Origin of the sequence: Pseudomonas sp. BNK-7, assembly GCF_048072025.1 — a bacterium.
In the GTDB taxonomy this organism is placed as follows: domain Bacteria; phylum Pseudomonadota; class Gammaproteobacteria; order Pseudomonadales; family Pseudomonadaceae; genus Aquipseudomonas; species Aquipseudomonas danubii.
Map to the genome: position 1 here is coordinate 308,049 of NZ_CP182252.1, position 15,468 is coordinate 323,516.

At 58.5% G+C, this 15,468-nt stretch carries 12 protein-coding genes; all 12 read left to right on the forward strand.

Annotated features, from left to right (window positions below):
- The first annotated feature begins 26 nt into the window (after window positions 1-26).
- The 12 genes from ACMGF8_RS01430 (at window position 27) to ACMGF8_RS01485 (ending at window position 15,207) form a co-directional block, all read left to right on the forward strand.
- Window positions 27-911 carry a TatD family hydrolase gene (locus ACMGF8_RS01430; RefSeq protein WP_102865272.1) on the forward strand — a complete coding sequence of 295 codons (885 nt, stop codon included), beginning with the start codon at window positions 27-29 and terminating at the stop codon, window positions 909-911.
- Window positions 908-2,146: a metabolite traffic protein EboE gene (eboE, locus tag ACMGF8_RS01435; protein WP_416758456.1), complete on the forward strand. Its 1,239-nt coding sequence runs from the start codon at window positions 908-910 to the stop codon at window positions 2,144-2,146. Before ACMGF8_RS01430 ends, eboE begins: the two co-directional genes overlap by 4 nt.
- A complete protein-coding gene (locus ACMGF8_RS01440; RefSeq protein WP_102865270.1) occupies window positions 2,136-3,581 on the forward strand; it encodes an alkaline phosphatase family protein in 1,446 nt (481 codons plus the stop codon). The genes eboE and ACMGF8_RS01440 overlap by 11 nt, the downstream gene beginning before the upstream one ends.
- Entirely contained in the window at window positions 3,560-4,747 is a 1,188-nt protein-coding gene (locus ACMGF8_RS01445; protein WP_102865269.1) for a hypothetical protein, read from the forward strand. Before ACMGF8_RS01440 ends, ACMGF8_RS01445 begins: the two co-directional genes overlap by 22 nt.
- A 12-nt stretch (window positions 4,748-4,759) precedes the next feature.
- Window positions 4,760-7,186, forward strand: coding sequence for a hypothetical protein (locus ACMGF8_RS01450; RefSeq protein ID WP_102865268.1), 2,427 nt, complete (start codon window positions 4,760-4,762; stop codon window positions 7,184-7,186).
- Between the two features lie 66 nt (window positions 7,187-7,252).
- A complete protein-coding gene (locus ACMGF8_RS01455) occupies window positions 7,253-8,200 on the forward strand; it encodes a hypothetical protein (RefSeq protein ID WP_102865267.1) in 948 nt (315 codons plus the stop codon).
- A gap of 13 nt (window positions 8,201-8,213) precedes the next feature.
- Window positions 8,214-9,500, forward strand: coding sequence for a hypothetical protein (locus tag ACMGF8_RS01460; RefSeq protein WP_102865266.1), 1,287 nt, complete (start codon window positions 8,214-8,216; stop codon window positions 9,498-9,500).
- Window positions 9,501-9,503: 3 nt separating this feature from the next.
- The gene (locus ACMGF8_RS01465) at window positions 9,504-11,330 is read left to right on the forward strand and encodes a hypothetical protein (protein ID WP_102865265.1); all 1,827 of its coding nucleotides are present in this window, start codon (window positions 9,504-9,506) and stop codon (window positions 11,328-11,330) included.
- A gap of 14 nt (window positions 11,331-11,344) precedes the next feature.
- The gene (locus tag ACMGF8_RS01470) at window positions 11,345-12,397 is read left to right on the forward strand and encodes a hypothetical protein (RefSeq protein WP_102865264.1); all 1,053 of its coding nucleotides are present in this window, start codon (window positions 11,345-11,347) and stop codon (window positions 12,395-12,397) included.
- 924 nt (window positions 12,398-13,321) lie between these two features.
- The gene (locus tag ACMGF8_RS01475; protein ID WP_306383404.1) at window positions 13,322-13,519 is read left to right on the forward strand and encodes a hypothetical protein; all 198 of its coding nucleotides are present in this window, start codon (window positions 13,322-13,324) and stop codon (window positions 13,517-13,519) included.
- Window positions 13,520-13,546: 27 nt separating this feature from the next.
- Window positions 13,547-14,389, forward strand: a complete 843-nt coding sequence (locus ACMGF8_RS01480; protein WP_416758461.1) for a DUF692 family multinuclear iron-containing protein — start codon at window positions 13,547-13,549, stop codon at window positions 14,387-14,389.
- Complete coding sequence (locus ACMGF8_RS01485) at window positions 14,386-15,207, forward strand: hypothetical protein (RefSeq protein ID WP_416758463.1); 822 nt, start codon at window positions 14,386-14,388, stop codon at window positions 15,205-15,207. The genes ACMGF8_RS01480 and ACMGF8_RS01485 overlap by 4 nt, the downstream gene beginning before the upstream one ends.
- The last annotated feature ends 261 nt before the right edge of the window (window positions 15,208-15,468 follow it).

Genomic DNA, 15,468 nt, shown 5'->3' on the forward strand with positions numbered 1-15,468 from the left:
CTCTACCACTGCATCAGGGACTCACCATGCCGAAGTACTTCGACCCGCACATTCATATGGTCAGCCGCACCACCGACGACTATCAGAACATGGCCGCCGCCGGTATCACCGGGGTGATCGAGCCGGCCTTCTGGCAAGGCCAGGCGCGCACCAGCGTCGGCAGCTTCATTGACTACTTCGACACCCTTCTGGGCTGGGAGCGCTTTCGCGCCAGCATGTTCGGCATTCACCACTTCTGCACCATCGGCCTCAATCCCAAGGAAGCCAATGACCTGTCGGTGGCCAACGAGGTGCTGGAGATCCTGCCGCGCTACCTGGTCAAGGACGGTGTGGTAGCGGTCGGCGAGATCGGCTACGACGACATCACTCCCGAGGAAGACCGCTTTCTCGCCGCGCAACTGGAGCTGGCCAAGCAGTTCAACCTGCCGGTGCTGGTGCACACCCCACATCGGGACAAGATCGGCGGCACCAAGCGCACCCTGGCGGTGATCCGTGAAGTGGGCATCGCCGAGCATCTGGTGATCATCGATCACCTCAACGAACTGACCCTGCCCCTGGTGCTGGACAGCGACTGCTGGCGCGGGCACTCCATCTACCCCAACACCAAGATGTCGGAGCAGCGCATGGTGGCCCTGCTCAAGGAGTACGGCACCGAGAAGATGGTGGTCAACAGCGCCGCCGACTGGGGCATCAGCGATCCGCTCAAGGTGCCCAAGACCGGCCAGGCCATGCTCGCCTCCGGATTCAGCGAGGCTCAGGTGGAACAGGTGCTGTTCCATAACCCGGTGGATTTCTTCGCCCAGAGCGGACAACTCGACAAGCAACAGGTGAGCACCCCGCTGCCCATCGATCAGCGTCGCCAATGGCAGGACAACTCCGCCCTGCGCGGCCAGGAACCGGTGGTCAAATGAGCGCCCGGGCCGGTTGGAGCGCCGCGCAGATCGGTTACTGCAGCAACGTGCACCCGGCGCGGGACGTGGCCGGCCTGGAAAGTTCGATCCTCCAGCACTTCCAGGGGGTGCGCCGCCAGCGTGGCCTGGCGGTGCAGGACAGCGGCCTGTGGATCAGCGCCCAGGCGGCCGCCGAGCTGCAGCAGCCCGCAGTGCGCGAATCCTTCCTCGGGCTGTTGCACGACAGCGGGATGCGCCTGACGTCCCTCAACGGCTTTCCCTACGGCCAGTTCCATCAGGGTGCGGTGAAGGCCGAGGTCTACCGACCGACCTGGGCCGAACCACAACGCCTGGAGTACAGCCTGCAACTGGCGGAGTTGCTCGCCGCCGCGCTGCCCCTGGACTGCCAACAGGGCGTGATTTCCAGCGTGCCCCTGGGTTATGCCGCCCTTTGGGACGACGCCCAGCAACAACAGGCCGAGGCCCAGCTGTTGCAGTTGACTGCCGGGCTGGCCAGCCTGCATCGACGCAGCGGCAAGAAGATCCTGCTGTGCCTGGAGATGGAGCCGGACTGCGTACTGGAAAACACCGATCAGGCCATCGCCTTCTTTCAGCGCTGGAAAGCCACCGACCCCCACCATCAATACCTGGCGCTGTGCTTCGACGTCTGCCACCAGGCGGTGGTCTTCGAGGACTGTTACCAATCGCTGCAACGGCTGCTACAGGCGCGTATTCCGGTGGGCAAGATCCAACTGTCCAATGCACTGATCTGTCACTTGCCGGTGACGGACCTGGCACGCCGCGAGCAGGTACTGCAGGCCCTGGGTAACTTCGCCGAAGCCACCTACCTGCATCAGGTGAAGGCCCGTGACCGCAAAGGCCAACTGCTGGCCTGGGCCGACCTGCCCAAGGCACTACAGGCGGTGGAAGCGGTGCAGGGCCAGTGCCGCGAGTTGCGCATTCACTTTCACGTGCCCTTGTTCAGTGAACAGTTCCTGTTGCCAGAGCTCAACGGCAGCCAGCAGGCCCTGATGCGCACCTTCGACTTTCTCGCCGCCCATCCGCAGTGCCAGCCGGTGCTGGAAGTCGAGACCTACAGCTGGAACGTACTGCCCGGCACCCTGCGTCCGGACACCGAACAAGCCCTGCTCAAAGGCATTGCCGCAGAGCTGCAGTGGGTTGAACAACAGTTGCGCCAGCGGCACTTGCTGCATGGGCAATCGTCCCCCATGGAGGCGCCAGCCCATGCCCTCTGAAGCACTGCGCCAGCCCCTGCTGCTGATCAACGTGGTCGGCCTGACCCCCAGCTTGCTGGGCCCGGCCACGCCGCGGATCAACGCCCTGCTGCAACGGGCCAAAATGGCCCGGCTGCGCCCGGTGTTCCCGGCCGTGACCTCGACGGTACAGGCTTCGATCCTCACCGGCTTGCCACCTTCGCAACACGGCATTGTCGGCAACGGCTGGTATTTGCGCGATCAGGCCGAAGTGCGCTTCTGGCTGCAGCCCAATGCGCTGATCCAGGGTGAAAAGGTCTGGCAGACCTTGCAACGTGAGATCCCCGGCCTGCGCTGCAGCCAGCTGTTCTGGTGGTTCAACATGTACGCCGAGGTGGATGCCGCCATTACGCCACGCCCCCACTACCCGGCCGACGGGCGCAAGATGTTCGGCCTCTACTCGTCACCGCCCGGGCTGCACGAACGCATCGAACGGCAGATTGGCGAGTTTCCCTTTCCGGGCTTCTGGGGCCCGGCGGCGGGCATTGCCTCCAGTCGCTGGATCGTCGACTGCGCCATCGCCGAGTTCCAGATCAGTCGCCCCGACCTGCAACTGATCTACCTGCCGCACCTGGACTACAGCCTGCAACGCCTGGGGCCCGAGCATCCGTCCATCAGCGACGAAGTGCGGGCCATCGACCATGAAGTCGGGCGCCTGCTGGACTTTGCCCAGCAACAAGGCGCGGCGGTGATGCTGGTTTCCGAATACGGCATCGAAGCGGTGCAGCAATCAATCTCCATCAACCGCGTGCTGCGGGAACAGGGCCTGCTGCAAGTACGCCGTTCCCTGAGTTGGGAGCTGCTCGACCCCGGCGCCAGTGCCGCCTTTGCCGTGGCCGACCATCAGATCGCCCACGTCTACGTGCGCCAGCCCAGGGACATTGCTCGGGTCAAGGCCCTGCTGCAGCGCCAGCCGGGCATCGAGCAGGTGCTGGATAAAACCGAACAGCGGGCCTGGCAGCTCGATCACCCGCGCAGCGGCGAGCTGGTGGCGGTGGCCGCCCCGGGCTTCTGGTTCGATTACTACTACTGGTTCGACGACCGCCTGGCCCCGGACTTCGCCCGCACCGTGGATATCCACCGCAAGCCGGGCTATGACCCGCTGGAGCTGTTCATCGATCCGGCGATCCGCTTTCCCAAGCTGCGGGTCGCCCGCCGCCTGCTGCAGAAGAAGCTCGGCTTTCGCTACTACATGGACCTGATTCCCCTGGACACCCGACTGATTCGCGGCAGCCACGGACGCTTGCCGAGCAACGATGAGGTGGGACCGCTATTGATCACCGATTGCGATTTACCACTGCCGGAGCATCTGCCGGCCACTGCGGTAAAGCACCTGCTCCTAGAGCATTTCCTAGGGCGCCCCTATGACGACACGGCTCAAGCCAAGGAGATTCCATGCGGCGAACCATCCCTATAGCGGTACTCAGTGTGTTGAGCGGTCTCGCTCAGGCACAGAGCCCGAACACCTTCGATTGCAACAAGTTCCTGACCTTCGCAGACGACCCCACGACCACTCTGGCGACGTTCAAGCAGAGCCCGGAAACCATGGCCTGGAACTGGTTTGTCTGCCTCAACCAGCCGGATGCCAGCCATAACAACAATCGGGTCTGGGAAACGTTCAAGCCTTCCGATCAGGTTTACCTGTTGAAGGGGGCCGAGCCCCTGCCCTACTCCGACCATGAAAACCTGCCGAGCGAAGTCCCGGAACTGGCACAAAAACAGGGCATGGACCCCAAAGGGCTGTTTCAGTTTCTCGGCAACGACATGCCAGGCAGCCCGCAGAACGGCATCCAGCAGGTGGATGGCCTGGCTCTGAAAATGCGCAGCGGCCCACCGGTGCCACCGTCGAAAAACGAACAGTTGGTGCGCTTTCACCTGTTGATGGGCGAGGACACCTTCAACTACATCGTCGCCAACAAGATCTACAACCGCGATGGCCTGGCCAAGCTCACCAGCAACCTGGACTTCCCGGACACGGCCTGGGAGCTGAAAACCTCCTGGTTCTGGATCGGCGCCGACCAGGACTTCAAGGCCCTGTTGACCCAGGACGGGTACTACATCTCCCAGGCCTATTACGTCGACAGCACGGGCCAGTATCAGGTGGGCTACGCCGCCCTGAGCGGCATGCATGTGATCAACAAGCTGACCCCGGACTGGGTCTGGACCACCTTCGAAAACCGCAACAATCCCAAGTACACCGTCACCAATGACACCCCACCCAAGCCGATGACCAACATCACCGGCCCCACCGAGGCGGCCAAACCGGTGAACACCAGCTTCCAGCAGCAGTATTCGAACCTGGCCCAGTACGAACTGATCGGCGTGCAGTACGACCAGAACCTTGCCGAACCCAAGCTGCTGGCCAACTCCCAGCTGGAGTCGGCGTTCCAGGGCAGTTCTTCATGCCTGGCCTGCCACAGCACGGCGGCCTATTCGACGAAGAAGAACACCTTCTTCTCGTTCAACATCGACCACACAGGCGGAATCCTCTACCCCACCAGCGTACTGCCGGACAAAGACTTCATCGGTTATCAAAAACTGGATTACGTCTGGTCGCTCAAACGCGCCCAGTGGAAACGCTAAGGAGAGCAGCCCATGAGCGTCTTGAACTTTCCACGGATCTACCTCAACGGTTTCATGTTCTGGAACCCGCCAACCTTCAACAACAACGATGTGCTGCCGCTATACGACGCGGTGAAGATGCAGATGAACTGGCCTTTCCTGAACCGGTACGGGATCAACGACAAGAATGCCCCGCAAACGCTGATGCCCTGGGGCATCACGCCGCTGGCCTACAAGAACGTCCCGGACTACGTGCTGCAGGTGCCCACCAACGGCGATCCCAACAACTACCCGATGATTCCCGCCGAGTGGGATCTGTTCGGCGACAACGCCTGCGGCACCGTGGACTACCAGCAGTTGCGCTCGGTGATCATCGGCGGGGAATCCAAGGTCGACAGCTACATCGACAGCGATCCGCTGATCAACAAGTCCTACCAACTGCTGGGCAACTCCTTCGGCAACCCGACCCCGACCGCCGCACGCTTCGTCGACGTCAGCCCCTGGCAGAACACCTTCACCGCCCTGTACTTCGACAAGTTGGTGCTCGGTGACGCCACCTGTGGCCTGACCCTGAAACACACGTACCGCATGCTCAACCGCTTTCTCGACTTCAACTGGGGCGCCTTTGGCGGCCTGGTCTACGTCACGGCCACCTGGCAGACCTGCTTTCCCAAGGACCAACTGGAATGGGTCATCGGCGACTCAAAACTGTTGAAAAACCTGCAGGATGAAATGCTCAGTCAGAACGCCCAGGGCCTGATGATCAGGTTCACCACCTACCTGACCGTCTATGACAAGAACGGCCTGTTCAACGACTTCAAGATCGTCAACAGCCATTCCCAGGCGCCCTGGGACATGTCCAGGCTGCAGATGCTCTATCAAATGGGCCTGGACAACCCGACCGAAACCTTCTTCAACCCGGCCTACAGCCGCACCGCTGGCACCCTGGGCCTGTGGTTCGCCAATGAGTTCCCCACCGCACCGGCCGGCCAGCGCCTGGTGCCTAAGACTTCGGTGCCGTTCTACAAAAAGGTCCCGGACGATACGCAGATCCATGCGGATGAACAGTTGGTCAATCTGGGCGTGATCAGCGCCGAGCTCCACGGCGACACGCTGTCTCTGGATCTGGGCAATACCTTTCCGATCTACCCGGACGTCCATGATGGCCCGGCCGCCCCCGATCTGGATGGCCGCAACAACGCTGTTCCGGTCGCCGCCAAGTTCCACGTCGGCGACTTTGAGTTGGGGGTCCAGCAGGGCGGCAACTTCGAGCCCCTGACCAGCGTCAGCTACGAGCAATATCAGCAGAGCGCCTTTGACAAGCGTTCCGGCCTGCTGGACCTGCCCCTCGATACCAGCGCCCAGGCCCTGTTGAAAAACGGCAACCTGGCACTGCGCCTGAAGGGCACGGATACCATCGCCGCCGAACAGCAGATGTGGACCGCGGAAGTCATCGAGAGCGGCAGCTTCATCGACGTCGGTGACAGCCGGACGCTGAACATCATGGTGCAAAACAACGGCAAGCCCGCAACGGCCGGCACCACCTTGTGGGTCGCCGAGTACAACAACGCCTACATGCTGACCACCAGCAACTACTACCTGGCGTTCAGCAACCCGGCAGATTTCGTGCTGATCACTGACTATCCCAAAGCGCGTGCCAAGAACAAGCCGGGAATGCCCCAGTTCATCGGCGGTTCGCAGCATCCGAGCCTGTTAAGGGAGGGCAGTGGCAGGAGCCTGAGTGCCATGATCGTCAGGGGTTCCGCGTGCGATGAGCCGGTCAGCAACGCCATCACCTATCAGAAGTTCCTGAAAACCCCGGCCGCGGTCGATCTGAGGCCCTGCCTGAGGTTCGAGAACCCGCAAGCGATGAGCGGGCAACTGGATAATGACGCCGGCATGGGCGCCACCGTGAACTACAGCCTGACCCGCATCCAGACCAATGCCGACGGCATTGCCCAGTTGACGGTGCATGCCGTGGCGCCGGGCTTCCCCACTGTGCGGTTTTTCATCCAGGACGATCCGACGGGCATTCCGTTCAGCTTCTCCTACACCGGTGCCTTCACCGACTTCCTTTCGCCGCTGCGGGTGCTGCCGCAAGAACCGCAGATGCTCAAGGACTTCATCGACTACTGGAACGGCGTGTGCAAGTTCGACGACGCCAACGTGCGGATCTGGAACGGCTTCATCTTTCCGCAAATCCTCCAGCCCTTCTATTACCTCTACCCGATCATGAACAAGTACATGCCGCTCAACTCCCTGCAACGCATCGAGGGCGCGATCGAGCAGTTCATCAAACTGATCAGCAAGGAGTATCAGGAGGCCAGCACCCTGGCCATGCCTATCACCCGGGACTTGCCGCAGAGCCGTCGCCAGGTGCTGGAAATCTGGGCCAAGGACCTGGTGAGCACCGGCTACCCGCCGACCCAGCTGAACCTCGACGACTATCAGCAAGGCTGAGCCGCAACGGCCATGCACTGGAACACCGGGCGACCTCGGTCGCCCGGCTTTGCAAAGGAGAGTCAGATGAACGCCAGTTTCTTCAAGCGCCTGCTGTTGGCCGCCACCCTGCTGTGCGCCAGCCAGACACTGTGGGCCCAGAAATACCCCGACAACGTCTACTTCAACATGGGCGTGCACAACACCAAGGGCTGCGACGCCCTGAACAACAACTGCGTGATCAAGCGCAAGGCCGGCGAGCCGACCGATCCGCTCTATCCGGCAACCTGGGTCAGTGACTGGACCATGTACCGGGTCACCGCCAACTACGAGAAGAACCCGCCGCCCTACAGCAGCCCGCCCAGCACCCTGCAACCTGCCGACTACACCGTGTCCCAGGGCAGCAGCTACTACGACAACGACTATGTCCCGGCCGACGGCGACGGCTCCGGGGCGATGATGGAGCACTACGAGAAATACTGCCTGCCGATCTTCCCGATCAAGGACAACAACTACACCTGCTCCTTCGTCTCCCTGGGTAACAAGGCCTACTTCCTCACCTACCCCGAGGACCGGCCCAAGGACATGCCGGCCTGCTGCCTGTTCTCGCCCATGAACCATCCGCCGCGCCGGGACTTCATCAAGCACCTGCCCTACAGCGCCGCCCGCAGCCAGCACCTGGACGGCAGCGTGCAGGCCTACGCCTTGGAGCTCAAACCCGGCAAAGGCAGCCCACCCATCCTCTTCGGCTATGCCTTCTACAAGCAGGCCACCAGCGACGGGCCGGGCCAACCGGCCTATCAACATCCGCAGTCGTTCTATTTCTCCGGTGATGCCAGCGTCGCCAACGCGCCCATCGTCAGCCAGAACTACCGCAACTGGAGCAATTCAAAGCCGGACCCGGCCAAGACCTGGGACCAGGTGGCGAAGATGTGCCCGGTCAACCCGCCTGACTGCCAGCTCTTCACGCCACCGCCATCGCTGAAGAACGGTGCACGGCCACAGTGGAACCAACTTTCACCCACCCCGCAGTGACAGGAGCCGCCTCATGAACCATTGGAGCCGTTTCACCGCCCTGTTGTTGCTTGGCCTGGGCAGTCAGCAAGCCAGCGCCCTGCAACCCAGTGCAGCGGGGGCGCAAACCAGCTGCCCACCCACAGCAACGGTGCCTGCCGCCGGCGCCTCGCAGCAGGCTTTCGATCAATACAGCTGGCAGATGTTCATCAACCTGAACTGGCCGGCCCAGGCGGGGCAGCGCGGAGTGGCCGATTGCAGCAAGCCCCTGGGCAGCCCAGGCGATACCGTGTGGCAGACCTACAAGAGCGTCAGCGAGACCTTCCTCCCCGGGGCCAAGAATCCGGGCCCCTGGAACTCGCAACTGCCCCGCAGAAACCTCAGCCTGATCAACATTGCCGCGGTCAAGAACACTCAGGTGGTGCAAGCGGACAACCAGGCGGTGGGCGGCTGGCTGATTGATCAGCGCGGCAACCCGACCTACTACGACATCGCCGCCAACGAGGTCTCCTACAACTACATCGTCGCTAACGACTTCTACAACGCGGTGGTCGTCGATGCCGCGAAGAACATCGGCTTTCCCAACAACGCCGGCGAGATCAAGAGCAGCTGGCGCATCCTCACCAGCGCCGACGACAGCAGCCGCTATCTGACGATGAAGGCACTGGTCACCCAGTTCGACAGTCAGGGACAGCCCAATGGCACCACCGAGGCCAACTTGGGATTGGTGGGGCTGCACATCATCAGCAAGGTGGAGGGGTTCCCGCAGTGGATCTGGTCGACCTTCGAGCAGGTCGACAACGTGCCGCCCAAGACCCAGCTGGGGGGCCGTTGGGTGGACCAACCGGCCTCGGGGATTTTCTACTCCTACTTCAACGCCAAGGCACCCGCCGAAAGCCTCAACCAGTCCCCGTGCCTGTGGCAGCAACAGGCGGGAAAGATGGTCTGTACGCCCAAACCCGGTAGCAGCTTCAGCACCCCTGACCCGCTGAACCGGGTCACCCCGATCACGGACGTCACCCAGCAGATCAATACCCAGTACCAGAGCGATCCGCAGGTACAGCAGAGCGTGTTCAAGTACTACCAGTTGATCACCACCCAACGCCCACAGTCGCCGGACAACCCCGGCAATCCGTTGGGGCAGCCAACGCCGTCGCTTTCGGCCAACGTCACCATGGAAAGCTACATCCAGACCAACAGCAGCTGCATGAACTGCCACTCCATGGCGGCACCGCTCAACAGCCAGTACAAGAGCGACTTCTCCTTCCTGTTCAGATTCGCCCAAGCCCCGGTCAGCAGCGTCACCAAGGATAAGGAATAGAACATGAGCATATTGAATGGACCCCGACTGAACTTCTGGGGCGGTATCTCCACCGACGTCAGCGTGCCGAACAACTCGCCGACCTTGCCCAACGGCATCACCACGTCCCTTGAGCTGTTCGACCTGACCACCTCGACCGTGGCGGACCAGGCCAAGACCTACAGCGATGAGCACCTGTACCAACTGATCAACGCCCCGGACCCGAGAATCGGCCCCAACAGCCGGTACACGGCCGGCGGCTGGAACCACTATGGCGAACACGTGGTGACACTGCACAAAGCGTTGATCAGTTCCCAAGGCACCCCGGGCAACATTGCGCTGGAAGGGGATATGGTCGGCCAACCGGTCTACCTACTCGGCTCCGTTACACCCGGCACCGGACAAGGGCCCTACTCCGGCCCGATGATGGTCGACCTGGACCCCACAGCCAGCACCACGACCCAGATCTTTGTCGGAGGCCTGCAGATCGGCAACGGCAACACGCCTGAGCTACTGATTCGCTGGGATACCGTGTGCAGCAGCTTCGACCTCAACACCCGGGTGCTGGAGCCGGCAACCATGGACTCACCAGGTTCCTTCCATGCCAGCGGCACCTTTCAACTGACCTTTCCGCTGAGCAGCATCGTCAGCTACAACAAGGAAAGTGCCGGACTCAGGGCCCTGATCGAAGCGCCTAACGCGACTGGGATCGTGCTGCGTTTCGTGATGTTCGAAATGTGTCCGACCCTGACTACCGAGCAATTGAATGCCGACTACGCCGCCAACCAGTTCAGCCCGAACCCGAGCATCGGCCGAGTCATCGGCACCCTGGCCACGGCGTTTACCGATGAGCCGCAAATCTGTCCGCCAGGCCGGCAAATCATCAATGCCGACAAAGACCTGAACATCAACAGCGTTGCCTATGCCGAAGTTGCCAACGGGCAACTGAGCATCGACATGGTCAACCTGATCCCCAAGCAGACGTTCAGGGCTGTACGCGACGACATCACCAGCCCCATCGGTCCCAACGCCGACTACGGGACCGTCACCATTGCGGCCGGAACAACGCCCCTGGCGAGCTTTGAGCCCAGCGACCCGCTGCTGCAGGACTACTACCGGTACGGCGGCATCATCGACGTGCCGCTCAACTCGACCCAGACACAGTTGGTGCAGAGCACGCCCTTGTGCATCAGTGCCCCCGGGACCACCCGCAACCCGGCGCTGTCGGCTCCCGAATGCCCGTATCGGGTCTACAGCGATCAGCGCAACACCTACCTGGACCCCGACAGCAGCGGCGTGCAGATCACCTTGCAAGTCCGTTACCTGGGAGCACCGGTACAGGAAGATACGCCAATCAGCATCGACGCCTCGGCGACCGCCGCCTATCAAGCCAATCGCTACTGGAACTTCCTGGAGCTTCCGAACTCGGTAACGGTACCGGCTGGTCAACCTTCGGTGAGCTTCAACGTCGTCCCCGTCGCCGGTTCCAATACCCAGGCCGGTTTCACCACACTGACCTACACCATCGACAACAACCCTCTGACCCAGAGCTTCAGCAACTTCCGCAAGTACGCCTGGAGCGACTTCGGCATTCCAACCGGCAGCATCGTCACCTGGGAGCAGGCGTTTCAAAACGTGCTGCGCTTTCATTACCTGGCCTTCCCCGCCATGTCGCGCTATATCCAGCTCAATCAACCCGACGCGGTGATGGGTTACAAACAGGCGATCCTGGCCCGGATATCCCCCGAGTACCAGAACACCACCTTGTACATGTCCGTGGTGCGTTCGATGTCGCCGAGCCAGCGCTCCCTGCTGACCGCCTATCTCAACGGCACGCCCTGGCAACCTTGAACAAGGAGAAGACCATGCCCGTTGCTTTACACATTCCCGCCCAGCCGGAACAGTTGCTGCGCTCAAGCAGCATCATCGCCCAGGGGCTGCTCAACCCTCGCGGTATCTGCGTGGAAAACGATGGCAGCCTGCTGCTGGTGGAAGCTGGCTCAGGCCTGCCGGATCAAGCGTTCAGCGGTCGCATCAGTCGCCTGCGACCAGATCCTCACGCCCCCGGCACCTACCTGCCACCCGAGGTTCTGGCCAAGGGCTTTCGCTCGATGAACATGCAGTCGCGGATGCTGCGCGATGAAATCATGGGGCTGTCGGACATTGCCTTCGGTGCCGGGCGCTACCTGGCCAGCCAGACCGATTACGTCGCCGGTTCCAAGCTTCTGGACCTGCAATACAGCCCGCCCGAGCCGCTGTTCCACAGCCACGGCAACCTCAACTCATTGTGCTATCACCCCGCGCGCCAGAGCTGGCTGGCGGTCAAGCCCGATACCAACCAGTTGGTGGAGTTCACTCAGGGTGAGGAGCAGATCCTGGCCCAACTGCCCGACCTGGATCAGGGCCAGGAAGCCGTACCCGTGACCCTGGTGCATGAGCCACAGACCGACGCGGTGCTGATCAGCCTGTTCTCTGGCGAGCTGCACAGTGACCCGGCGCGAAAGGGCATCGACTTCGCCGACAAGGCGGGCCAGGTAATCCGGGTCTGGCCCGAGAGTGGCAGGATCGAGGTACTGATTCGCGGGCTGCAATTGCCCACCGGGCTGGCGCTGGACCCGCAGGAGCGGATTCTGGTGCTGGAACTGTGCGACCGGCTGTTGCAGCCCCTGCAGCCCGACTGGTCCGGCGAGACCTTGCACGGCGGCTTTGCCCGCTTCAGTGGACGGCTGCTGCGCTGCGACCTGCAGCAACGCAGTGTGCAAGTGCTCGCCAACGAACTGGATACACCGTCCAATCTGTGCTGCGTCGAGGGGGCGGTGCTGGTGAGCGAAGGCATGGGCCTCAGTGGACGGCCGATTCCCACACCGGATCATCAGGTGGTTGCCCTGAGCGGTCGATTGCGCCGAGTGCAACTTTGAGCCCAATCCCAGCGCCTGAAAGGAAACAGTCCGGCATAAAAAAGGGGCCCTGTACGGGGCCCCTTTCTCATCGATACTGAATGCTCGAGGGAGCAATCAGAACGGTTCTGTATACCTATCCACTGTAAATAAATAAAAATCCAATAAACATCAAATATCTAGCACTACATATGCTAAAAATCCAACCTGCTACTGTAAACAACCTAGGACTTTGGTCGAACTTGTTTACACTTACGGTACAGCTGCCAATTAAAGGCAGAGGTGGTTAGCACTCAAGCGTCCAAGATGTCTAGGTCGCTCGATGCATGTTTGGAGGAGCTCAATCCATTGGATAAATCATCTGATGAACAATTTCTAAGAATGCATTGTACTCCTCATCAAACTCCGGCGAAGTTTCTACCTTGATTTCCAAAATCAGCTCATGCTCTGTTGGCGCTGATTGAACGGACGTAAAGCGATCTTGGAATCACCTCAAGAACCGCAGAAGGACTCAAGCACGCACTAATGACAACCGGACGGCGAAATCTTGCTGGCTACCTATCGGTAGCCAGTAGATATAAGCGTTCAGAGCTCTAGCGGCTTATTGAAAATCCGCTCCCCCCACCCTCTCTGCTCATCGCTAGGGTAAACAAGCCAGCTCTCCGGAGCCTGGGTACGTTCAGAGCGAAAATCCCCCTCGCCCCCGAGAAATCTGCATTCACCTATATTGGCGTTTCTGAGGTCAGCACCGATCATCTTGGTATTTTCAAAGCTCGATCCATGCAGTCCTTCACGATCACCAATCCACTACAAGGAAATTCAAAAAACCTGCTGGCGCTTTTTTGAAATCCTTCTATGGTTTAAACATCAGCAGCCTCGGAAGCGCTGAATAGGGCGACATCACTCAATTTTTGATAGCTAAGACAGCTGATACGGGAGACCAAAATGGCTAACGACAAGGATAAGGATAAACGGTTTACAGTCTCTGGACGTCAAGTGGTGGAATTTGAACTTCTGGATGACGCCTCCAAGGAGGCCCTCATAAAATGCATTAATGAAAAAGGACGAATCACATTAACATTCAATGAGATAGGAACGATCCCAGAAACCTTAGAGCCCGGTTTCAGACAGATTATTGACTAACGAGGCTCATTGACTATGAGGACATTAGTGGGTATCGCTCATGCGGATTACGCATCTCGCCTAGTGCGTGAAGTACCCGAACTAATCGATTTTATTGAAATCCCTTTTGAGCAGTTAATCAAAACTCCTTCAGCGATTGAAATCAGAGACAACACATCTATTATTTTACACTGCGCCTCGCTCTCCCTCGCGGGAAATGTTCCACCCAAAGACAAGATAGTTAGGGAGCTAGAGCACTGGATAAAGGAAACTGAAACTCCGTGGCTTGGAGAGCATTTAGCATACATACAAGCTGACGGACAGTATCAAGGCCGGTCTATGCATGAGGCATTAGTTGGAGGTAGCGACTCTTTTAGCATTGGCTATACAGTTAACCCGCAGTTCAGTGAATCAATTCTAAATCGCGTGATCTCGAACAGCGAGTATTGGTCAAAGCTCTTTAACTTACCGATTATTTTGGAGAATGGACCAACTTACTTTGACATGCCGGGCAGTACTATGTCTCAGCTCGAGTTCATCCAAAAACTGTGTACCCGCAGCCTAGGGACAGGGCTACTTTTAGATCTTTCTCACCTGACAATCACCTGTGAAAATTTAGGCATTAACACTAATGAAACACTATTAGCACTGCCGACTGAGCGAATAGTAGAAATACATATATCAGGCACTCATATTGAAGGCGAAATTTGGTGGGACGATCATTCTCGTCGTGCACCCAACTCAGTTTTCGAGTTACTCGAGAGCCTTCAAACCAGGGTAAAACCAAAAGCGATAACGTTGGAGTACAACTGGGATGGAAACTTTCCAACAGACACCATAATTGAAGATATCAATCGAATCAGGGAAACACTTTCGAGATCACCACTGTGATAGATTCCGACCTGGCACAGGCACTAGTCGCCAGATGCCTTTCAAACCCAAATTTCCTTACAAGGGTAAAAAAAGTTATCACGCAAAACACTTCACATCCGACAACCGAAGATTTCGCAGCTAGAATTTTAGGACCGGAGTTGGTGCAGCGATTAGTCCAGCTCCAAGGTTTCATTACCAAAGTAAAGCACAATGGGATTCGGCGTGAGCTTCCATATACATTTCGCCTGTTGGCCGATAGCGGGCTAGAATTAGATTTCTTCAGTCTTTTTTCAACTGAACTTTACAACAAACGCCAAAATGGCCCATTGTCAACTGATCAGCACCTCGCGCTGATATCTCAGGCACTGAAGGCATATTTAGTGCATAGATCCAACAAGGCGAGCTTTGCGATAGCCGAAATGTTACATCATGAACTGTCTCTCCGCGATATTTTACTTAAAAAAAATTATTCCACTGTTAGCCCGCTTGTAGTTTGGAACGGCCAATGCGTTGTAGCCCAGCATCGCTTCGACCTAATAGATATGAAAAAACATATCAACCAAGGGGCAAATGTTTCAAACTTCCAAGAGAATCATCACTACTTACTTTACCAGGTAAAACAGCATTCAGAAAGCGTGAGTATAAATGAGATTGATATGCTTACAGCCTTCATACTCCACAACCTAACCACCTCAACTAGCTATTCTACGATTGCAAAAAACTTATCAAAAATAGCAAAGCTGGAGATAACGAAAGACGATATTTTGAACTTCTCCAGAGAAGCAGTCGATGCTGGGATTATATTATCGATAACTGAAAACACAGTCGAGAGCTAAACGAAACATTGCCCGTGGTAGCCGTTTTTTTAGAGTTCAAAGCAAATATGGTCAACCACACCCTGGAAAAAAATTTAGCCGATTGCGAATTGGCATTTAACGCACCGTATTGCGGCTAGTACATTTATATATTGACACCCATAGCTCCGACTAGCATCGCAGCGCAGTCACAAACCGAAAAGCCTGTATTGATTGGAAAGCCACATGCCCATCGGAAACCGAGTTCATCTTGAGGAGTTAAACCTAATGCCTGCACTCGAA

What these genes read in the sequence shown, in the direction of transcription:
- ACMGF8_RS01430 (WP_102865272.1), top strand. Translation starts at nt 27, where the DNA reads ATGCCGAAGTACTTCGACCCGCACATTCATATGGTCAGCCGCACCACC.
- eboE (WP_416758456.1), top strand. Translation starts at nt 908, where the DNA reads ATGAGCGCCCGGGCCGGTTGGAGCGCCGCGCAGATCGGTTACTGCAGC.
- ACMGF8_RS01440 (WP_102865270.1), top strand. Translation starts at nt 2,136, where the DNA reads ATGCCCTCTGAAGCACTGCGCCAGCCCCTGCTGCTGATCAACGTGGTC.
- ACMGF8_RS01445 (WP_102865269.1), top strand. Translation starts at nt 3,560, where the DNA reads ATGCGGCGAACCATCCCTATAGCGGTACTCAGTGTGTTGAGCGGTCTC.
- ACMGF8_RS01450 (WP_102865268.1), top strand. Translation starts at nt 4,760, where the DNA reads ATGAGCGTCTTGAACTTTCCACGGATCTACCTCAACGGTTTCATGTTC.
- ACMGF8_RS01455 (WP_102865267.1), top strand. Translation starts at nt 7,253, where the DNA reads ATGAACGCCAGTTTCTTCAAGCGCCTGCTGTTGGCCGCCACCCTGCTG.
- ACMGF8_RS01460 (WP_102865266.1), top strand. Translation starts at nt 8,214, where the DNA reads ATGAACCATTGGAGCCGTTTCACCGCCCTGTTGTTGCTTGGCCTGGGC.
- ACMGF8_RS01465 (WP_102865265.1), top strand. Translation starts at nt 9,504, where the DNA reads ATGAGCATATTGAATGGACCCCGACTGAACTTCTGGGGCGGTATCTCC.
- ACMGF8_RS01470 (WP_102865264.1), top strand. Translation starts at nt 11,345, where the DNA reads ATGCCCGTTGCTTTACACATTCCCGCCCAGCCGGAACAGTTGCTGCGC.
- ACMGF8_RS01475 (WP_306383404.1), top strand. Translation starts at nt 13,322, where the DNA reads ATGGCTAACGACAAGGATAAGGATAAACGGTTTACAGTCTCTGGACGT.